This window comes from Acinetobacter geminorum (genome assembly GCF_013009345.1).
Taxonomy (GTDB): Bacteria; Pseudomonadota; Gammaproteobacteria; order Pseudomonadales; family Moraxellaceae; genus Acinetobacter; species Acinetobacter geminorum.
Genome location: NZ_JABELE010000002.1, coordinates 161,868 through 182,675, shown reverse-complemented (window position 1 = coordinate 182,675; position 20,808 = coordinate 161,868). Strand labels below are relative to the sequence as shown.

Sequence of the window (20,808 nt, the reverse complement as noted above, 5' to 3'; positions counted from 1 at the left end):
ATGTTTTAAAAACAAAGGAGGCTTTTGCCTCCTTTGTTTTTTAGCTTACTTATTTACTGAGGGAGAGGTTGTAGGCCTTTTACAATATCAAGGTATTCAGAACCGTTTAACCAAAAAGATTTTTTCAAAAAAAGTGTCGTCATAATACTTTCGGCTGCTTCGCTATCTGGATTTTCACAAAATAATCCGTAGCTTTCACCTAAAACCGCATCATTTTCAATTAGGCGGATATAGTAAGCATGTTGCTCATTTGCATAACCTAAAACCGCATCACGTTGATTTTTCATTTCGCATGTCTCCATACCAAAAAACTGAATTTAACCAGAATGTTAAGTGTTCAGAATCTCATTTGATAAAAATCAAAAAACAGTCAGCGATAACGACTATTCCGAAATAGGTTTTGATTTTCTTCAAATTGCCATTTTGGTTAAAACATCCCTGTTAAAAGCAAAATGGATTAAAATCTGATCATGAGATTTATTGTTATGCAAAAAAAATATTTCGTCAACTTGAAAATGTAACTTTTTCAAGTTACATTGTTTGTGTAGGATTTGAACAGTGGAGTGGAGGCAATATGCCAAAGAAAAAAGAGTTCGAGCATGGCGGTGCACGAGAAAATGCCGGACGTAAAGCACAGTTCAATGAACCCACCAAAGTCATTCGTGTTCCCGAGTCTCAAGTTAACTTTATCAAAAATTGGTTACTGAATAATGTCAAAACCAATAACTTGACCGACTTTAACTCAAAACTTAATGTCCAACAGGTCCACCCGAATAACGATAAAATTTACCACATTCCTTTGGCAACTGAACGTGTTGCGGCAGGTTTTCCTTCACCTGCGCAAGATGATATTGAGCAAGCACTTGATTTAAATGAATATTTAATTAGAAATGAAAATGCCACGTTTATTGTTAAAGCCAACTCTTTATCCATGTTAGATGCTGGAATTGATATTAATGATCCGCTTATTGTGGACCGTAGCATTCCCGCTAAATCAGGTGATATTGTGATTGCACTCATCGACAATGATTTTACTGTGAAGCGCTTAATGATTGATAGTCAATTTCATCCACCTAAAGTTTGGCTGAAAGCAGAGAACCCTGATTATCAGAATATTTATATTGAAGAGGGGCAAGAACTGGTTATTTGGGGAGTGGTGACTTATAACCTCAAACGAATGAGATAATTTTTTCTCATATTTTATATTCAAGTTACTGACCTGGAATGGAGGCCAGTAACTTTTGCTGAATGACTTTTTAAATTTGTCCAATCAATAAACATGTAGCGATAACAACCATCAAACCACCTGAAAAACGACCAACTAACTGTGCTGCTTGTGGTCTGGTTTTTAAAATAGCCTCTGAACCATAACCTACCATTAAGTAAATTATCGCGCAGCTAATCATGTGAACAACACCAAAGGCAAGAATTTGTGTTGTCACTGACCATGAAGCAGTAGTATCAATAAACTGAGGAAGCAGGGCTAAAAAGAGTAAAAAAACTTTCGGGTTTAATCCACTCACGTAAACGCCTTTGGTTGCCCAGCTCAACCATGACTGAGCTTTTTCAGAACCAGACTCGTTCGGAGTAGGAGGGGTAAGTAATAAATTTATACCCATCCATAACAAATAAGCAGAACCCGCAACAGTAAGAATCATTAGAGCAGTTGGATTATTTGCTACAAGCAGACCAACACCAGCCGCTACCAATAAAATCGTAATAAAGTGTCCAAATAGCATACCTGCGACGGCGGGTACGACGACTTTGCCTTTAATCCCTGCTGAAATGGCATAGGCCCAGTCTGCCCCTGGCGTAATAATAAAAAGAATGGAGACACTCCAAAATGCAATAAAAATGTTAAAAGCCATATGCTTATCTCAGCAAACTATTTTCCAAAGGTTTCGCTCGTGGTTTAGAAAAAATCCCTATTTATGCGAGCTTGTTGAAAATAATATGCTCATGTATTTAGAATGTGCTTTTAAATGTTTGCTCATATCACACTCATTTGGGGTAAATTTTTCTAAATGGATCGCACAGATAAAAAGATTCTTGCTGAATTGCAATTAAATGGCCGATTATCTATCACCGAGTTGGCAGAAAAAGTCGGTTTGAGCATTTCACCTTGTCATAGACGAGTGAAGGCTTTAGAAGAGTCTGGAGCTATCAAAGGTTATCGGGCAGAACTCGACCCAAACTTAGTGGGATTTGAATTTTCAGCGATTGTTTTTATTACGCTTAAAGAGGGCGATAAACAGGCAGTCGAGAAGTTTGAAAATGCCGTGATAGACATACCGCAAATTATTCAGGCACAGCGTTTGTTTGGTGAGCCAGATTATTTACTACATGTGGTGGCTAAAGATTTACCTGCTTTCCAGCGTTTGTACGATGAAAAATTATCTGCTATTCCAAGTGTGCAACGGCTCATCTCAACCATCGTGATGAAAGATGTAGTGCCTGAACGTTTATTCCCGATTGGCTAAGAATCATCAGATATAAAAAAAGAAGCTTTAAAGCTTCTTTTTTAGTTTTAAGAATATTTAAGCATCGAGTGTTTTACACAAAGAACAGATCGTACCGTTATGTTTGTGAGAGAACATAATATCTGGACGTTCATAGCCTTGCTCACATACGCGGCAGTGATAGACGGTAGCAACAGGAGTGCCTTCAGCATCGTAACGTGGTTCTTTAATACCGTCATCGTTTGACTTGATGTAGTATTTTCCTTTGGTTAATAAACCCATGATTGGTGTTAATACAAAAGCAAGCACAAGTGCGATAAGCGGTGAGTAAGGTGCCAAGAAACTACCGAGTAAGCCGAAGAATGCTGCAATCGATAAGCCTGCTGATACAAGGAATGCAACCATACCGACAGGGTTTACGTTGTATAGCATGTCACGGCGGTATTCCGGCTCTTTAGGTGAAAGTTTTAAAACATATTTGTTGATTGAAATGTCTGTTGCAACAACTACAACCCATGCAATCGCAAAGTTTGAATAGAACCCTAAGATTTTACCCAGTACCGCAAACATGTTGCCTTCCATTAAAGCAAGCGCAATTGCCAAGTTCACCATCACAAACACAATACGACCCGGATAATGTTTGCTAATACGAGTGTAGGCACTTGTCCATGCAAGGGAACCAGAGTAAGCATTAGTCACATTAATTTTAATTTGAGAAATGACCACCAAAATCACTGCGAGTGTTAAAGCAGCCCAGCCCGGAAGCATGTCATGAAACGCCGCATTAAACTGTTGAACAGGTTCAGTGCTGTTTACGCCCGGTATTTTAGTAAGTAAATAGAAACCTAAAAATGCCCCGATAATTTGTTTAATCGCCCCTAAAATCACCCAACCCGGACCCGCTGAAATAACCGCAGCCCACCATGCTTTGCTATTTTCTTTTGTTTTAGCAGGCATGAAGCGTAGGTAGTCAATTTGCTCACCAATTTGCATAATCAAAGATAGACATATACCAGCACCCAACATGATTGCTGCCATGTCTACAGTTGCGAAACCTTCGTTACCTGTGAAAGTTGCAAACTGGCTGACTAAGGTAGGTTCTTGATAAATCAGATAGGCCACAGGACCAATCATCAGAACCAGCCAAAGCGGGGTAGTCCAGACTTGTAATTTACTTAAGGCTTTCATGCCGTAAATTACCAGCGGTATGACCATAACTGTTGAGATGAGATAACCTGCCCAAAGCGGAATACCTAAACCGAGCAATAACCCTTGCGCCATGATTGAACCTTCAAGGGCAAAGAAAATAAAGGTAAAACTGGCGAAAATGATACTGGTCAGGACTGAACCGATATAACCGAAACCTGCACCGCGGGTAATCAAGTCAAGATCGATGTTATAGCGCGCTGCGTAGTAGGCTAAAGGAATGCCGGTTAAGAAGATAATAATCGCTGCAAATAAAATGGAGAAAACAGCATTGGTTGTTCCGTAAGACATACCAATACTGGCGCCAATAGAAAAGTCAGCAAGATAGGCAATACCACCAAGTGCAGTAATAGCGACAACTTTGGGACTCCAGCGCCGAAAGCTGTGTGGAGCATAACGTAAAGTATAATCTTCTAAGGTTTCATTCACTGCTTTTTGTGAATCTGTACCTTGCACAGTGTCCAGATTTGGATGTTCAGATACACTCATAACATCAATCTCCCAATCATTTTCGGTCAATCAACACAAATATTGATCATTGTTTTTTGATGGATTTGAGTGTGTGATTTTTGGGAAAAATTGAAAATACGTTATTTTGCGTATATGTGCGTATTCGAGAAAATCACCATGATAATTGACTTTTGGCATAAGGATTGCTGGGGTTAATGCAGCCCTATCCAAAACATGAGTGTTATGCTAGATTCTTCACGCCCCCAACAAGCGCCACAACGTGTGATCAAAACACGCCGTGAATATAATATTTGGGTGGCAGATGAAAGTATCGAAGATTATGCGCTCCGCTATGCACCCACCTCTGTACGTAAATGGTCACCTTGGACTGTGACCAACACCGCAATTTCGACCGTTAGCTTTTTGGCGATGGAAGCCATTGGGGCGACCATGCTTTGGCAGTATGGCTTTAGTAATGCAGTATGGGCAGCAGTAGTCGTATGTACCATCATATTTTTAACCAGTTGGCCGATTAGTTACTACGCTGCAAAATATAATGTAGACGTCGATTTGCTTACTCGTGGTGCAGGTTTTGGCTACATTGGCTCAACCATTACATCTCTGATTTATGCGAGCTTTACCTTTATTTTGCTTGCGTTTGAAGCCGCAATTATGGCGATGGCACTTGAGCTTGCTTTAGGTATTCCGCAAGTTATTGGTTACTTAATTTCTGCCTTAGTGATTTTGCCTTTAGTAGTTAAAGGCATTGGTTTTATTAATAAAGTTCAGGCAATCACACAACCCATCTGGCTCTTATTGCTGTTATTACCGTGGTTTTTTGTACTTTGGAAACAGCCACAAATTTTAAGTAGTAGTCTGCATTTTGTTGGTGCGGTTTCAAACTCGACTGATTTTAATCTGTATTACTTTGGTGCGGCGTGCACTCTTATTTTTTCATTTGTGATCCAAATTGGTGAGCAAGCTGACTATTTACGCTTCTTACCGCAAAAAGAAAAGAACAGAACCGCATGGCGTTTTGCCGTTTTTCTAGGTGGTCCATCTTGGATTATTTTTGGATTTCTAAAAGTTTTGATGGGCATGCTGCTGATGGTGTTAGCTTTTCAGTTGTTTATTCCTGTCTCTGAACTAGATAATCCGACTTATTTATATTGGGTTGCCTATCAACAATTTATTCCAAACCCTCAGCTAGCGTTAATATTGACTTTAGCACTGGTTTGCTTGGCGCAAATTAAAATTAATATGACTAATGCCTACGCTGGCTCACTGGCATGGTCAAACTTTTTTGCGCGCTTAACTCATAGCCATCCGGGGCGAATTGTCTGGCTTCTTTTTAACGTTTTTATTGCCATTGTTTTGATGGAAATGGGCATTAGCCATGCAGTTGAACGCATTTTGGGACTATATAGCAATATCGCTTTGGCATGGATTGGTGCCGTTGTTGCCGATTTAATTATCTGTAAGCCTTTAGGCTTAAGCCCAAAGGGAATTGAATTTCGCCGTGCTTATTTATATGACATCAATCCCGTAGGTGTAGGCGCGTTACTCATCGCTTCAGTGTTATCGATGCTGAGCTATTTGGGCTTTTTCGGTCTCATGGCGAAAGGTTTAGCAAGTTTCATTGCTTTGGGGAGTGCGGTGTTATGCGTTCCTATTATTGCTTACCTAACTAAAGGCAAATATTACATTGCACGCCAGCCTGAAAAAATTCAGGCGACTTCGGTTGCTAACTGTGTCGTGTGTGAACGGGATTATGAGCTTGCTGATATGGCGGGTTGCCCAGCCTATAACGGTACGATTTGCTCTCTATGCTGTTCACTTGAAGCACGCTGTCACGATTTATGTAAACCCGATGCACGTTGGTCAGTACAGCTCAAAAAAGCCATCTGGCACTATTTACCAGAACGTTGGGCTAGCCGTTTAAATAGCAGGGTCAGTTTGTATCTATTGCTGACTCTAGGGCTGTCTATTGTTTTGGCAGTGAGTTTAAGTCTGGTTTATATCCAAGAAAAAACCTATTTAGAAACCATTAATGCTGCAGCCGTTCCTCAGTTATTTACACTGTTTGTCAAAATCTACACCATTTTATTTTTATTAATGAGTGTTGCTGCATGGTGGTTAGTGTTAAACGATGAAAGTCGTCGTAATGCCGAAATCGAAACGCATCAGCAAACTGCATTATTGATTGATGAAATTGCTGCCCATGAAGTCACTTCAAAAGACCTGCAAGATGCCAGAATTTCAGCAGAACGGGCAAATGATGCAAAAAGCCGTTATGTCATTGGCATTAGTCACGAACTAAGAACGCCTCTAAATAGTATTTTAGGCTATAGCCAATTACTCCAAAAACAAGAGCAGCTCTCAGAACAAGGCAAAATGGCGCTCGGTGTGATTAGCCGTAGTGGGCAGCATTTAACTTCACTGATTGACGGTTTACTAGATTTAGCGCGAATTGAAACAGGCAAGATTTCTTTAAATGTAGTGGACGTTCATTTCCCAAATTTTATTGAACAAATTATTCAAATGTTTCAGCCACAGTTTGAACAGAAGAATTTACAGTTTGTTTATGAAATTGGAGATAACCTGCCGCACTATGTTCGTACCGACAAAAAACGCTTAGAACAGATACTTATTAACTTACTAGGCAATGCTTTAAAGTTTACAACGAGCGGCACAATTACTTTGAAAGTCGAGTACCGATTTCAAACAGCATATTTTGAAATTAGAGATACGGGCTGTGGTATTGCCGAGGCAGATTTAGAGCGAATCTTTAACCCGTTTGAACGGGGTAGCAATGTGGTTCAAGGCGGATTTACCGGAACAGGGCTAGGCCTACCCATTGTAAAATTATTAGTCGATTTACTTGGTGGCCAGCTAGCTGTGACTAGTCAGCTCAATCAGGGTTCACAGTTTAAGATTAAGTTTTATTTACCTTCAAAAGAAGTGGTTCATCCAATTTCTAATGTTTATTCCAACCAAATTACGGGTTATCAGGGCGAGCGTAAACGAATTTTGGTTGTCGATAATGAAGCGGTGGACCGAGGTTTAGTTGCTAATTTTCTCAAACCTTTGGGATTTATGATTGAAGAGGCCGAGTCGGGCATTGATTGTTTAAGACGTGTACCTATTTTCCAACCTAATCTGATCTTGATGGATTTAAATATGCCTTTGATGGGCGGTTGGGAAACTGCGCGATTATTGCGTCAGAATAATATTACCAATGTGCCGATCTTAATTATTTCAGCGAATGCAGGCGAGCGTGAAGTCAATCCACAAGACGCCGTCTTAAGTGAAGACTTTATGTTAAAACCAATCGATCTTAATTTGTTGCTGAGTAAAATTGGAGATAAGTTGGGTTTGATATGGATTGATTCCAAATCAGATGCACACCTTGAAAATAATGAAGTTCAAACACTTGATCTAAATATATATAAGCAAGAGCAAACCACTGTTCATGCACCAATTAAACAGCCAGAAGATAATGAGCTACTCGATTTACCGCAAAGCTTGCAGCAATTAAATGATTTGATTGGACAAGGTTATATCCGTGGAATTCAACAGACTTTAACGCAATGCCGTCAAAATTTTCCAGAGCATAACGAGTTATGGGAACAGCTTGAACAGGCGATTCAAAAGTTTGATTTAAAACACGCGCAACGATTAATTCAGGATAAGCAATGAGTACGCAACAAGTTTCTTTTCAGCAAGCTTCACCAAATGAGCAAGCTGTTATTCTGATTGTGGATGATGTGCCAGAAAATTTAGGCTTGCTACATGAAAGTCTGGATCAGGCAGGTTATCGCGTACTTGTCACAACCGATGGGTTAAGTGCTATTGAAATAGCACACCGATGCTTACCAGATATGATTTTGCTTGATGGCAATATGCCACATATGGATGGTTTTGAAAGTTGTATACAGCTTAAAGCGAGCCCAATTACCCAGTTTATTCCCGTCATTTTTATGACAGGCTTGTCGGAAACAGAGCATATAGTGCGAGGTTTCCAGGTCGGCGGGGTGGACTATGTAACCAAGCCTTTGAATATTGAAGAAGTACTAGCAAGGGTAAAAACACATTTGGCACATGCCAAACTATTGCAGCAACAAAAACAGGTGATTGATGCGACGGAAACAGCCATTCTTGCGCTAGATGTTCAAGGTAAAATTGTTTGGAAAACCCAAAAAGCCAGTGATTTACTGAATCAATATTTACCTGAATTAGAGGGCTTTGAAGCAGGCTTAAAAGCTTGGTTTTCAGATTTAGTACATGAAAAAGACCCTAAAAAATTAACCAGCTGTTCTTATTCAACGCCATCCCAGCAATTACAGCTTTTATTGCTTACACCGTGGGAAAGTGAGCAAAGTGTGGCAAAAAATTATCTGATACAGATTAAGACTTCTACGCCGGCTTTGGAAATGGCTGATATTTTGAAATATTGCCCACAGTTGACTCAACGTGAGGCAGAAGTCATGCATTGGTTGTTGTTAGGGAAAACCAATAAAGATATTGCAGAAATATTGGAGCTTAGCCCACGGACCGTGAACAAGCATTTAGAACATATTTTTGAAAAACTTTGCGTTGAAAATCGAACTGCTGCCGTGGCGCATATTAATAGCCTAGTGCAAGAGTTTCATTAAGTTAATTGAAAATGATAGAGGCCCGTGTTGAGCCTCTATCATTTTTCTTACTTCAAATTCTCTTTAAAGAAAGTGGTTAATTTATTAAATGGAATGAGATCGATTCGATCGTATAAATCAACATGTCCTGCACCTTTAACATAGTAAAGTTCTTTAGGTTGGCCTGCGAGTTTATAAGCTTCTTCACTAAACTCTTTTGAATGGGCCTGATCACCAGTAATAAATAGCATTGGGCGTGGTGAGATGGTTTCGATATCGTTAAATGGATAGAAGTTTAAAAATTTGACATTACTTGTTAGTGTTGGGTGCGTTGTAAGGTCTTTTGATGAACTTTTCGGTGTGTATTCACCACGTGGGGTACGATAAAAGTCATAAAATTCACGTTGGATCGGATGTGTATCTGCCGTTAACTCATGCGTAGTCCCACTAGTATATTTTGTTTCACCGCCTGTGAACTCGACATAACGTTGCGCAGCAGCTTCAGCAATAATTTGCTTTCTTTGCTCTAAGGTTTGTGAGTGACGTAAGCCATTGCGGTTCGCAGCTCCCATATCATACATGCTGACAGTGGCAATTGCCTTCATACGAGGGTCAATTTTTGCTGTGCTGATGACAAAACTTCCACTTCCGCAAATGCCGAGTACACCAATACGTTCACGGTTAATAAAAGATTGTGTTCCTAAATAATCTACAGCCGCACTAAATGCTTCTGCGTAAATGTCAGGTGCAACTACATTTCTGGGTTGGCCCGCGCTTTCACCCCAAAATGATTGATCAATCGCCAAGGTTACAAAACCTTGTTCAGCCAGTTTCTGTGCATAAAGCATAGAGCTTTGTTCTTTGACGGCTCCCATTGGGTGACCAATTACAATAGCGGGGGTTTTTAGTTTTTTATTTAAGTTTTTGGGGATAACCAGATTACCGACTATATCCATGTTGTATTGATTTTTGAAAGAGACTTTCTGAATAGTCACTTGCTGGCTTTGATAAAAATTATTCGCGCCGTTAGTCATGTCTGCTGCCATACCTGAGGTTGAGGAGAATAAACCAATTGTTGCAGTGCAAATCGCAGCCGCCGTATGGGTTTTAAGCTTTTTAAAGAAGGGAGATGTAGTCATGGATACCTCAATTTAAATAATTTGAATGGGTGAATTTGCTCATGCTTATTTCATTTGGGAAATTGAAATTTTGATGGGTTGTTTTTGCTTGAACTCTTGGGGAATAGCCTCAATTTTCCCAAGCAAAATAAGACCATTTGCGTACCCAACAGTTGAGTCTTTATAGAAAAAAGCCAGATTACCCCAAGGGGCGTAATAGGTAAGATCACCAGCTTGTCCTGCATAGCCATTGGGTGCATTCTGTGTAGTTAGCTTGGTGGGTAGGTCGGCTATTTTTTCAGTAGAGTCATAATCTTTAAGGGTTAATGTCAACGGAAGCTGCTTGGCAAAATCTTGAACAGTCGGTGTCATGGGTAATGTTGCAAATAGCGATTGCTTTGATCCCTCAATATCAATACGGATTTTCATCATCGATAACCTTTGTTGATTGTTGCCCGTAGGCCTTGTGGCATAAGAGATAGATATGGCTGAAAACGAGAAAAAGATGCTGAGTAAAGCGAGAAAAAACTTCTGATTAGCCATATCGAAGAACCTCATTTCTTTAAGAGAACGCACTTAAATACAGTGAAATTATTCAATTTCTAGCGTAAAGGTATGAGCTGAATTTATTAGTTTTAGATAATAATAAAATCAGGTACTTTTTATGCTTGAGCTCATCTAAATCTTGATGCTCACTGCTTGATATCGATTTTAATGAATCTTCTTTATAATAATTAGCCTAAAAAACAAACATGGACTTATGAGCAATATTCATAAATAGTTTTATCTTTTATAATTAAATTAAACCGTGAAAAGAGATAAAAGCAGATGATAAACAAAGAAAACTATAATGATCTTTATGCTTTTTTAATGGTGGCTCGAGAAGGGAGTTTTACGAAGGCCGCAGGAAAAATGGGAATTTCGCAGTCTGCGCTAAGCCATACCATTCGCGGTTTAGAAGAACGTTTAGGGATGCTACTTCTGACTCGAACCACACGAAGCGTTTCGCCGACAGCCGCGGGTGAAAGGTTAAAGCAAACCATTAGCGCCAGTTTTGACCAGATTGATAATGAATTATCGCTTTTAACATCATTTCGGGATCAACCCGCTGGTACGGTTCGTATTAATGCCAGTAGCCATGCGATACGGGAAGTGCTGATTCCAAAACTTGAAAAGATTGCTGGTGATTATCCTGATGTACAAGTTGAGCTAGCTGCCAATAGCGGTATGGTGGATATTGTTGCAGAGCGATTTGATGCAGGAGTTCGTTTTGGAAGTCGTGTAGCAGATGGCATGATTGCGGTACGTATTAGCGCAGATGTCAAAATGGCGGTGATTGCAACGCCACAATATTTTGAGAAATATGGAATTCCTGCAACCCCCAAAGATTTAATCAATCATCAATGTATTGGCTTTCGTTTAACCACCCAAGGCAGTGTGTATGCATGGGAGTTTTTGAAGGATGGGCAAGAAACAAAAATCAAAATTCAAGGACAATGGATATTTAATGAAAGCTACGATATTGTCGAGGCGGTTAGAGCTGGGTTTGGATTGGCTTACATTCCGCAAGAGCTGATCCAACAAGATCTAGATCAAGGCAAACTTGTTCAGGTATTGGAAGAGTACAGTATCCAGTTTCCCGGATACCATCTGTACTATCCACATCGTAGACAGCTTTCGCCTGCCTTAAGGTTGGTTATTGATGTGTTGCGTGAGTAGCACTTCGCCATGTAATAAAAGCAATGATAGCACCCAATAACAACACAATAGCGCTCATATAAAACGTAGCACTATAGCCTTGTGAGTCATATAGCAAGCCGCCTAAAGTTGCACCTAAAGTAATTGCAAATTGGATAATCGCAACCATCAAACCGCCACCAACCTCAGTATCTTGATGCAACGTCTGTGCAAGCCATGTGTTCCATGCGACAGGTGCCGAAGTTCCAATAAAGCCCCATAAACCCATCAATATTGCGACCAACCACAAGTGCTGACCACCAAGTACGAAGGCATAAGCAATGCTTGCCATCATTAAAGGAATAAGGATGAGGTAGCGATAGACATGTTGATGAAGAATAAAACTAATCACGAATGTGCCAGCTAAACCCGCGATACCTAATATGAGTAATAAAATGGATAACATGGCCGCATCGACATGACTGACGGTTTCTAGAAATGGGCGTAAGTAGGTAAATAGCGCAAATTGCCCCATAAATAACAATAAAATCCCTGTCATGCCATAAAACACAATCGGACGTTTCAGTAGTCCAAAGGGATTTTCTGACTTTTCAACAGACATCATTGCTGGAAGAGCGGGCATACTTTTAAATTGCCATACAAGCGCAATAATCGCGATAGGAACGATACAGAAAAAAGCACCGCGCCAGCCAATGATTGAACCTAGAAAACTTCCTAAAGGTGCGGCTATTGTGGTTGCTAGCGCATTGCCGCCATTTAATAGACCGAGTGCTTTAGGTACTGACAGAGGTGGAACAAGTCTCATCACAATCGAAGTCGACATGGCCCAAAAACCACCAATCACTACACCTAAAATTGCACGACCCGCCATGAATAACGCAGCAGAGTGAGCAAATGTAATCAGCATGCCAGAAATGATCATGAGTAAGGTAAGTAACAGCATGATATGACGGCGATCCCATGTCTTAAATACACGGCTAATAGTTAAGCTGGTAATAACAGCGAAAATGCCTGAAATTGCGATCGCCTGACCGACCTGGCCTTCACTCATATTTAAATCTGAAGAGATTGGTGTGAGTAAACTTACGGGCATGAATTCTGAGGCAATTAATACTGCGCAGCATAGTGACATTACAAATACAGCACCCCATGCAGGTGTGCTATTCTCATGTGCATCTTGCTCAATTTGATGGAAAGAAGACATAAAAGTTCCGACTTTAAAACCGTTAAATGTTCATAAAAGAAATGAATAAATCTGGTTGCAGAGCTTATCAGCAATGGTTTGAGAGGATTAGGCACAGAATTACGAATAGAATTATGAGTTTTATGCATGAATTGTATTTAAAAAGCATACAGACTCACTGCTAAAAATAGTCTATTTTTTTACACTTAAATTTGTTCTTATAGATAAAGATATATAAAGTCATTTTTAAATAAATTTGAGCCATAATATGAGGAATTCATTGTGAATATTCAACAAAAAGATGATGCAAAACACGGCAGCTTTAGCTTACTTGATGGTGAAACTGTTGCAGGCGAAATGACTTATACATGGGCAGGCGAAGGCATGCTGATTATTGATGCTACAGATGTAAATGAAAATTATCGGGGACAAGGCGTAGGTCGCCAATTACTGGATGCTTTGGTGGCTTTTGTTCGTGAAAAAGACGTAAAGGTGATTCCGCTTTGCCCATATGCTAAATCGGTTTTTGATAAAGACCCAAGCATTGGCGATGTACTTAGAAAATAAGCAGTAGATTAAAAATTATTTAAGAAAAATCGGGCGTTGGTGTCCGATTTTTATTGGATGTTATGAAATTGTGATTTATAAGATAACTTTAGGATTTGCAGATAATTTTAACTAAGTTAACTACACAAATGCTTTTAATAACGTTGGTTCTGCTGCTAGTTTATCTGCTAAATATTGAATCAACACACTTAATTTAGGCGGGACATGCCGTGTTGGTGGGTAAAGTAACCACAGCCCACCGCTATAATAGGTTTTAAAATCCCAGTCTGGTAAAACCTGAACTAAGGTACCTTGTTGTAGAGCATGGCGTGCAACGAAGTACGGCAAGCTCGCAATACCTAAATGCTGTAATGCAGCACTCAAACGCACACCCGTATGGTTTGCTGCATAACGACCACGCACAGCAACACTTATCGATTTATTTCCTTGCTGAAATTTCCATTTTGAGTCACTGGCTTGTTCACCTAAGTAAATACATTCATGCTGCTTTAAATCATGAGGATGGTTTGGTGTACCATACTTGGCCAAATACTCAGGTGTAGCACAAACCAAGTGATCAATATCAATCAGCTTTCGGCCCATAAGGCCACCCGGTGGTTGCTCTGTAATCCGAAGTGCTAAATCGACTCCATCATCAATGAGATCTACATAACGATCTTCTAAAAGCATTTGAATATCAATTTTCGGGTAGCGTTCTAAAAATTCGGGTAAATGCGGATGAATCATAAAATGTCCCACAGCTTTTGGAACACTCATGCGAATAATACCTTCTGGCTCGACATGAAATTGGCCTGAACTTTCCATGACTGCTTGCGCAGCATTCACCATGTCTAAACAGCGTTGATAGACCTGTTGTCCACTTTCACTTAAACGAAGTTTCCGTGTAGTCCGATAGAGTAAGCGGGTGCCTAAAGCACGTTCTAAACGAGCAATCGCGCGGCTCACAGCAGAAGGTGTTGTACCAAGCTGGCGGGCAGTTTCAGAAAAGCTTTCCGACTCGACAACCTTAACGAAAGTCGCCATTTCATTTAACAGAACCAGATTTTGATTTGTGCTCATGAGGCAAAAGTTATTTAGATTTTAATTGGATTATCGCGTCTAAAAAATCGCAATACAATCTTTTAGGTGATTTTCAGGAAACTAAATTGTTATGTGGCAGTTGTATGGACATGAGTTTTTAACGCTAGCTCTTATTCACTTTATGGCGGTGATTTTACCGGGACCAGATTTTGTGATTACGGTAAGACAAAGTGTACGTTATGGTTATTTGATTGGATGTTTGACCGCAATTGGTATTGGCGTCGGGATTTCGGTGCATGTGTTTTATACGCTTGTTGGCATTGGTTTTTTGATTCAACAAAGTGAATGGCTCATGTCACTGATTAGAACAGCGGGAGCATCCTACTTGCTGTATTTAGGATGGCAGTGTTTACACAGCCAGCCGAATACCAACAATATTGAGATTAATGGTCAAGCAGACAGTGACACGCCGAGTTTATTTAAAGCCTTTACGATGGGTTTTCTGACGAATGCGCTAAACCCCAAAGCCACTATCTTTTTTCTGGCAATTTTTACGACGATTGTAAGTACGACCACACCGATGAAAGTTCAGGTCTTTTATGGGGTGTGGATGTGTATGGTCAATGCCATCTGGTTTATGATAGTGAGTGTGCTGTTTGCACAGCCTATTGTACGGAAACGTTTTTTGGAGTTTGGGGTTTATTTTGAACGGGTAATGGGAGTTTTATTAATTGGAATTGCATTGAGATTGATTTGGGGGTTGTTTGTTTAATTTAACTTGATACGTTCTCATCACATTCATTTGATAAGTTTGAAATATATTTTATATATTCCAAACTTAGACTTTCTAAAATATAGAAATTAAGCAAATCCACCATTTACCCGAATGACTTGAGAATTTACCCAGCTCCCATCTGGACCAGCCAGCATGGCCACTACGCCAGCAATTACTTCAGGTGTTCCGATTCGTTCCAATGGAGCAAGTTTTGCGATAGCTGCTACTTGCTCATCAGTTTTTCCATTATAAAAAAGGTCAGTACCTGTCGGGCTGGGTGCAACAGCATTTACTGTAATATTTCGTCCACGTAACTCATTTGCTAACACATGTATTAAACCTTCGACACCTGCTTTTGAAGCAATATAAGGACCATATGCCGGAAAAGATTTGGCAATTACACTGGTTGAAAGCGTAATAATCCGACCACCATCTGGCACTGTTTTGGCCGCATGCGCCAATATTAAAAACGCACCACGTAAATTGGTATGAATCACTTTGTCGAAATCTGGCAGGCCTTCAGGTGTAATTTTTGCCATAGGCATAATACCGGCACTATGAACTACCACATCTACTTGACCGTTAATGGCCTTTGCCTCTTGAAATAAACGGCTCACCTCATGTTCATTTGCAACGTCCGCTTGAATAGCTAAGGCTTGACCACCTTGCTCAATAATATGTTCTACAGTGGCTTGGGCATGCACTTTATTGCCAGCATAATTAACAATCACATAAAAACCATCTTGAGCTAAACGTTCTGCAATAGCACGGCCAATACCACGTGATGCACCAGTAACCAGAGCTGTTTTTCTTGAAATATTCATTTTTAAATTGCCTGTTTGAGTAGGTATGGCTTATTTTAATAATATAGAAATATGGGATAAATCGTCAAAATTGGATAAGATAATTCCATATAAATTAATAATGGATAGGGTTAAAAGCGAGCACCATGGACAAATTTGATACCTTGCAACTTTATACCCGCATCGTAGAACTGGGTAGTTTTAGTCAGGCAGCTGATCAACTAAATATCCCACGCGCTACAGCAAGTAATGCCATTAAGAAGTTAGAGAGTAACTTACAGTGCCGTTTACTAGAACGGACGACTCGGCATGTAAGGCCATCGCTAGATGGGCAGGCATTTTATGAACGCTGTACACAAATATTATCGGAACTCGATGATGCCGAATCATCTTTACGTAATGTAATTGCACAGCCCCGAGGTTTACTACGTGTCGATTTATCAGGCGCACATGCGACTAAAATTGTTTTACCCAATATCGATCAATTTCATCAGTTATACCCCGACATTGAACTTGTAATTAGTACGGGTGACCGCTTGGTTGATCTGATTAGGGAAGGGATAGACTGTGTGGTGAGAGCGGGCCGTTTAGATGATTCCACTTTAATTGCTAGACATTTGGTCGATATGCCACAAGTGATTTGCGCGAGTCCTGACTATTTAAATAAACATGGAACGCCACAGCAACCAGAAGATTTGTTATCACATTATTGTGTCAATTTCTTTTCGACATCAGGCGGACGGAATTATCCATTTGAATTAATGGTGAATGGCAAAAAACAAGATTATTTTTTGAAAAGTTGGATTGCGGTAAATGACGCTGAAAACTATGTATTATCTGCTTTACGTGGGGCAGGTTTAATTCAAGTACCGCGCTACCATGTGGCAAATGAGCTCAAAAATGGGCGACTGGTTGAGGTTTTATCTGAATGGGAAATCCCGAAGATGTCAGTTTCTGCTTTATATCCGCAGCATCGGCAGCTCTCGCCACGCGTACGAGTTTTTGTCGCTTGGCTGAGTGAGTTATATATTGGGTATTTTGCCAACTTTGAATACCCGCAAAAATGAAATATCTTGCGGGTAAGTCAAAAACTGAATGATTTTTTTTAAGACTGATTCTGCAATTTATCTTGAGTCTTGGTCTCAAAATCACTCGCATCATGGCGTTCATGCAACTGCGTAGCTAAATCACCAAAAGTACGGTTGACCATACGACCACGTTGTACCGCAGGGCGCGCTAAAATCGCATCTGCCCAACGTTGAACATTTTTATATTGATCGACACCTAAAAACTCCGCGCCGTTATACACCCAGTTTTTAACAAGACCACCATACCAAGGGAATGCTGCAATATCAGCAATCGAATATTCAGAACCTGCCAAATATTCATGCTTTGCTAGATGCTGATCTAACACATCAAGTAAGCGTTTTGTTTCCAAGGCAAAGCGGTTAATTGCATATTCAACTTTAACGGGTGCATAAGCATAAAAATGCCCAAAACCGCCACCTATGTAAGGTGCGCTGCCCATTTGCCAGAATAACCAATTAAGGCATTCAGTACGTGCAGCAATATCAGTTGGAATGAAAGCTTTAAACTTTTCAGCCAAGTAAAGCAAAATTGAGCTAGATTCAAATACTCTTAATGGCGGGTTTTGGCTATGGTCAACCAATGCTGGAATTTTAGAGTTTGGATTAATTTCTACAAAGCCACTGCCAAATTGCTGACCTTCACCAATTTTAATCAGCCATGCATCATATTCAGCATCTTGATGTCCTAATGCTAAAAGTTCTTCTAGCAAAATAGTGACTTTTTGGCCATTAGGCGTTGCTAAAGAGTAGAGCTGGAGCGGATGTTTACCGACGGGAAGTGTATGCTCGTAACGCGCACCTGAAGTCGGTTGGTTTAAATCGGTTTTTTCTCCAGTCCATTGCCAAACTTGTGGAGGAATATAGGTTGAATCACTCATTTTTTATCTCGTGTTTGGTGTAAATAAAAGGCTTAGTTATTTCGCAAGGCGAGCCATTTTTGTACAGTCGGACGTTGCCATTGCTTTAATGCATAGTTTTTTAAACGTTCTGGTACAGCATCACCATTTTGGATAAGGCGTTGCAACATCAGGGCAAGTTCAGCATCCACAATGCTCCATGAACCAAAAAGAAATTCGGCATCAGACGCAAGAAGTTTTTCTGCAACAAAGAAAAGTTTCTCCGCAGCTTTTTTGCCTTCTTCTGAAAGTGGAGTGGACGTGGGCTGAATAAAAATAACATCGGTTGGACGTTCAGTTCTTATGGCAACTAAGTCCGATCTGAGCCATGCCTGAATTTGTCTTGCTCTTGCGCGTGCTTGAATATCTTTTGGATAAATAGATGTGTCTGGATAAAGCTCTTCTAAATATTCCAAAATGGCGGAGGATTCTGATAAGGCAAAATCATTATGCTCGAGTACAGGCACTTTGGCAGTTAATGACTTTGCTACATAAGATTTTTCAAACTGGCCTTGTTGGCCTAAGTTGATGGTCGCTATTTCAAATGGGATTTGTTTTTCATGTAGCCCGACAAAAACAGTAAATGCATAGGGGCTTAGAAATTGTGAATCTGTGTACAGCATAAAATGTTCATTATTCATTGTTATTGTCCATGTCATAAAACAATCGGATTTAGTCTAAGTGAGCTGATCCAAGATTGGGTAGCTTTTTTGTGGAAAAGCTTTATCAGTTTTTGAATTAAGCCATTTCAGTTTTCAACGTTAGGACTTAATGTGCTGAAAATGCTGACGAACAATACTAAGCCAAGCTTGTACTGCTGGTGAAACAGGAAGATTCTTTTTCCAAGCCATGACTAAGTGCCATTGAATATTTGGTTTTTCGAGTGGTACTGCTGCAAATAAATTAGGGTCAAGCATGTCGGTATAATATTTCGGGAGAAGCGCAATCCCCATTCGTTGTAACACCATATCTGCCAAAAGGTGCCATTGGCTGGTACGGCAAGCAATGGTTGGGTAGAAACCATGCTGTTTACATGCATCAAGGATAATACTGTTTAAAGAGAAATTTTCAGGAAACATTAAAAATGATTGGTGTTGTAGTTCTTCTAGATTTATTTTTTTGCGGGTTGCCCAAGTTGCATCACGCCGTAAAAGGACCATTAAAGGGTAGTTACATAACTCGATGCTATTGAAAATTTGGGTATCAAAGGGTTGCAATAAAACGCCAACGTCTAGTTCATTGTTAAGCAAAGCTTGCTCAATACCACGTGAACCAACCTCCATAAAAGCCAATTCAATATCTGGTAATTGCTGATGATAATCAAATAGGGCAGTGGTTAGGAGCTGCGAACCCAAAGGCGGAACGCCGAGTTTTAAAGTTCCTGTTTTTAATTCTTGATAGTTTTCAATTTCAAGAAAGATGTTCTGTTCTGCCTGAAGAAGCTCAATCGCATGTTGATAAATGCGCTCTCCAATTTCAGTTAATTCAATTTGTCTTTTACGGCCGTGATCGGGTTTAACCAAAAGTTGGACCTGGAGCTGTTCTTCAAGCTGCTGTAATATTTTACTAATAGTCGGTTGAGTCAGATACAACTCTTCAGCAGTACGGGTAAAACTTTTAGTTTTAACCAGAGTAACAAAGCACTGTAATGATTTTAGAGAAAGCATAATAAAGAATAGATTATTCCATTTTGGAATAATATTAACATGAATAATTCATATTTAGCAGGTTTAACCAAGCTAGCATAATAGTGTAGTTAACCATTTAATTTCGAAAAATGAGTATTGAATCTGCTTCTGGAACACCCTCACAACCATCACTGTTCGTGTTAGTTAAACAAATTCTCATATTGGCTGGATTTTGGTGGATCGGATATCTCTTACATCAAAAACTTGGTGTGCCTGTATCGGCAGGCATTTTAGGTATGTTTTTATTGCTTTTATGCCTGTTCTTTAAAATTATCAAAATGGATCAGGTGGCAGTGGGAGCAACTGTTGTTTTAGGTGAACTGTTGCTGTTTTTCGTGCCTGTTGTAGTCGCCGTTGTTCAGTATAAAACTTTGTTTATGACCGAAGGCTGGCAAATTGTGTTGAGCATTGCGGTTGGGACCATTTCTGTCATGCTCAGTACGTGTCTGACTATTCACTATTACAATCGTTTAAAGGCATATTTACAGGCTCGAAAACGTCTTCAACATAAGCATATCTAAGAGAAAATGACATGAATATCTGGTCAATTCTTTGTCTGATCTGGACTTTGTCAGCCTATGTTGTGGCAAAGCGAATCTATCAGAAAAATCCAAAACTTTGGTTATCACCCGCGATTAGTGTACCTGTACTCACCATTATTTTGATGACGATTTTTGGAATTTCCTATCAAACTTATGCAGAAGATACGCAGTGGATTGTTAATTTATTAGGGCCTGCAACAGTTGCTTTCGCTGTACCGATTTATCGTTATCGGGAAACGATTCGTAAAAACCTTGGCGTCCTTTCGATTGCAATTATTGTGGGCATGAGTGTAGGTGTGATGTCAGCCTATGAGATGGCGCAGTGGTTCCACTTTAGCCCTGAAGTGACCAATAGTTTGATGGCACGTTCTATTTCCACACCATTTGCCATGATTTTAGCGGAAGATATTCACGGTTCGGCAGCATTGGTTTCTTTATTTACTGTCATTACGGGTTTGGTCGGTATGATTTGTGGTGATGCAATTTTAGCGATTACTAAAATTCGTTCTAATGTGGCCAATGGGGCAGCCTTCGGAAATGCAGCCCACGGTTTTGGTACAGTTAGAGCACAGCAACGCAATAGCGAAGAAGGTGTAATTGCCAGTTTAACCATGGTCATTGCAGGTATTTTAATGGTACTGATTGGGCCATTTGCGATTCATCTATGGTTGCTGTTGTAGA

21 protein-coding genes are annotated in these 20,808 nt (G+C 40.0%); 10 read left to right on the top strand and 11 right to left on the bottom strand.

Going from position 1 to position 20,808, the window contains the following annotated elements; translation table 11 throughout:
• Window positions 1-53: 53 nt before the first annotated feature.
• Window positions 54-287, bottom strand: a complete 234-nt coding sequence (locus tag HJG58_RS02610) for a hypothetical protein (protein ID WP_002114518.1) — start codon at window positions 285-287, stop codon at window positions 54-56.
• A gap of 287 nt (window positions 288-574) precedes the next feature.
• On the opposite strand from HJG58_RS02610, the gene HJG58_RS02605 reads away from it, so the two are divergent.
• Entirely contained in the window at window positions 575-1,186 is a 612-nt protein-coding gene (locus tag HJG58_RS02605) for a LexA family protein (RefSeq protein WP_005069871.1), read from the top strand.
• 70 nt (window positions 1,187-1,256) lie between these two features.
• Here HJG58_RS02605 and HJG58_RS02600 read toward each other — a convergent pair whose 3' ends face one another.
• Window positions 1,257-1,868, bottom strand: a complete 612-nt coding sequence (locus HJG58_RS02600) for a LysE family translocator (RefSeq protein WP_000885232.1) — start codon at window positions 1,866-1,868, stop codon at window positions 1,257-1,259.
• Between the two features lie 156 nt (window positions 1,869-2,024).
• Here HJG58_RS02600 and HJG58_RS02595 point away from each other — a divergent pair, with 156 nt between their 5' ends.
• A complete protein-coding gene (locus HJG58_RS02595) occupies window positions 2,025-2,480 on the top strand; it encodes an Lrp/AsnC family transcriptional regulator (protein WP_000376211.1) in 456 nt (151 codons plus the stop codon).
• 57 nt (window positions 2,481-2,537) lie between these two features.
• Here HJG58_RS02595 and HJG58_RS02590 read toward each other — a convergent pair whose 3' ends face one another.
• Window positions 2,538-4,154 (bottom strand): purine-cytosine permease family protein, encoded by a 1,617-nt coding sequence (locus tag HJG58_RS02590; RefSeq protein ID WP_216076489.1) that lies wholly within the window; start codon window positions 4,152-4,154, stop codon window positions 2,538-2,540.
• Window positions 4,155-4,349: 195 nt separating this feature from the next.
• Between HJG58_RS02590 and HJG58_RS02585 the strand changes: the two genes are divergently transcribed.
• Both HJG58_RS02585 and HJG58_RS02580 read left to right on the top strand, forming a co-directional pair.
• On the top strand, window positions 4,350-7,814 hold the full coding sequence (locus HJG58_RS02585; protein WP_170247825.1) for a hybrid sensor histidine kinase/response regulator: 3,465 nt from the start codon (window positions 4,350-4,352) through the stop codon (window positions 7,812-7,814).
• On the top strand, window positions 7,811-8,770 hold the full coding sequence (locus HJG58_RS02580) for a response regulator transcription factor (protein ID WP_170247824.1): 960 nt from the start codon (window positions 7,811-7,813) through the stop codon (window positions 8,768-8,770). Before HJG58_RS02585 ends, HJG58_RS02580 begins: the two co-directional genes overlap by 4 nt.
• A gap of 47 nt (window positions 8,771-8,817) precedes the next feature.
• On the opposite strand, the gene HJG58_RS02575 is transcribed toward HJG58_RS02580, so the two are convergent.
• Together HJG58_RS02575 and HJG58_RS02570 are read right to left on the bottom strand one after the other, a co-directional pair.
• Window positions 8,818-9,888 (bottom strand): alpha/beta hydrolase, encoded by a 1,071-nt coding sequence (locus HJG58_RS02575; protein ID WP_170247823.1) that lies wholly within the window; start codon window positions 9,886-9,888, stop codon window positions 8,818-8,820.
• Between the two features lie 45 nt (window positions 9,889-9,933).
• Window positions 9,934-10,410, bottom strand: a complete 477-nt coding sequence (locus tag HJG58_RS02570) for a cyclophilin-like fold protein (protein WP_170247822.1) — start codon at window positions 10,408-10,410, stop codon at window positions 9,934-9,936.
• A gap of 285 nt (window positions 10,411-10,695) precedes the next feature.
• On the opposite strand from HJG58_RS02570, the gene HJG58_RS02565 reads away from it, so the two are divergent.
• Window positions 10,696-11,586 (top strand): LysR family transcriptional regulator, encoded by an 891-nt coding sequence (locus tag HJG58_RS02565; protein WP_170247821.1) that lies wholly within the window; start codon window positions 10,696-10,698, stop codon window positions 11,584-11,586.
• Here HJG58_RS02565 and HJG58_RS02560 read toward each other — a convergent pair.
• Window positions 11,564-12,769 (bottom strand): MFS transporter, encoded by a 1,206-nt coding sequence (locus tag HJG58_RS02560; protein ID WP_170247820.1) that lies wholly within the window; start codon window positions 12,767-12,769, stop codon window positions 11,564-11,566. The genes HJG58_RS02565 and HJG58_RS02560 overlap by 23 nt on opposite strands.
• 261 nt (window positions 12,770-13,030) lie before the next feature.
• Between HJG58_RS02560 and HJG58_RS02555 the strand changes: the two genes are divergently transcribed.
• On the top strand, window positions 13,031-13,315 hold the full coding sequence (locus HJG58_RS02555) for a GNAT family N-acetyltransferase (RefSeq protein ID WP_005069864.1): 285 nt from the start codon (window positions 13,031-13,033) through the stop codon (window positions 13,313-13,315).
• A 120-nt stretch (window positions 13,316-13,435) separates the two neighbouring features.
• On the opposite strand, the gene HJG58_RS02550 is transcribed toward HJG58_RS02555, so the two are convergent.
• Complete coding sequence (locus tag HJG58_RS02550; protein WP_170247819.1) at window positions 13,436-14,374, bottom strand: LysR family transcriptional regulator; 939 nt, start codon at window positions 14,372-14,374, stop codon at window positions 13,436-13,438.
• Between the two features lie 91 nt (window positions 14,375-14,465).
• Between HJG58_RS02550 and HJG58_RS02545 the strand changes: the two genes are divergently transcribed.
• Window positions 14,466-15,107 (top strand): LysE family translocator, encoded by a 642-nt coding sequence (locus HJG58_RS02545; RefSeq protein ID WP_170247818.1) that lies wholly within the window; start codon window positions 14,466-14,468, stop codon window positions 15,105-15,107.
• 89 nt (window positions 15,108-15,196) lie between these two features.
• Here the strand turns inward: HJG58_RS02545 and HJG58_RS02540 are convergent, their stop codons facing one another.
• On the bottom strand, window positions 15,197-15,934 hold the full coding sequence (locus HJG58_RS02540) for an SDR family oxidoreductase (RefSeq protein WP_170247817.1): 738 nt from the start codon (window positions 15,932-15,934) through the stop codon (window positions 15,197-15,199).
• Window positions 15,935-16,059: 125 nt separating this feature from the next.
• Here HJG58_RS02540 and HJG58_RS02535 point away from each other — a divergent pair, with 125 nt between their 5' ends.
• Window positions 16,060-16,980 carry a LysR family transcriptional regulator gene (locus HJG58_RS02535; RefSeq protein ID WP_170247816.1) on the top strand — a complete coding sequence of 307 codons (921 nt, stop codon included), beginning with the start codon at window positions 16,060-16,062 and terminating at the stop codon, window positions 16,978-16,980.
• Window positions 16,981-17,018: 38 nt separating this feature from the next.
• Here the strand turns inward: HJG58_RS02535 and yghU are convergent, their stop codons facing one another.
• The 3 genes from yghU to HJG58_RS02520 form a co-directional block, all read right to left on the bottom strand.
• Window positions 17,019-17,879 carry a glutathione-dependent disulfide-bond oxidoreductase gene (gene yghU, locus HJG58_RS02530; protein ID WP_170247815.1) on the bottom strand — a complete coding sequence of 287 codons (861 nt, stop codon included), beginning with the start codon at window positions 17,877-17,879 and terminating at the stop codon, window positions 17,019-17,021.
• 32 nt (window positions 17,880-17,911) lie between these two features.
• Window positions 17,912-18,538, bottom strand: a complete 627-nt coding sequence (gene yfcF, locus HJG58_RS02525; RefSeq protein WP_170247814.1) for a glutathione transferase — start codon at window positions 18,536-18,538, stop codon at window positions 17,912-17,914.
• Window positions 18,539-18,658: 120 nt separating this feature from the next.
• Complete coding sequence (locus HJG58_RS02520) at window positions 18,659-19,564, bottom strand: LysR family transcriptional regulator (protein WP_170247813.1); 906 nt, start codon at window positions 19,562-19,564, stop codon at window positions 18,659-18,661.
• Between the two features lie 110 nt (window positions 19,565-19,674).
• Between HJG58_RS02520 and HJG58_RS02515 the strand changes: the two genes are divergently transcribed.
• On the top strand, window positions 19,675-20,106 hold the full coding sequence (locus HJG58_RS02515; protein WP_171545197.1) for a CidA/LrgA family protein: 432 nt from the start codon (window positions 19,675-19,677) through the stop codon (window positions 20,104-20,106).
• A gap of 11 nt (window positions 20,107-20,117) precedes the next feature.
• The gene (locus HJG58_RS02510; RefSeq protein ID WP_033850199.1) at window positions 20,118-20,807 is read left to right on the top strand and encodes an LrgB family protein; all 690 of its coding nucleotides are present in this window, start codon (window positions 20,118-20,120) and stop codon (window positions 20,805-20,807) included.
• Window position 20,808: the final 1 nt, after the last annotated feature.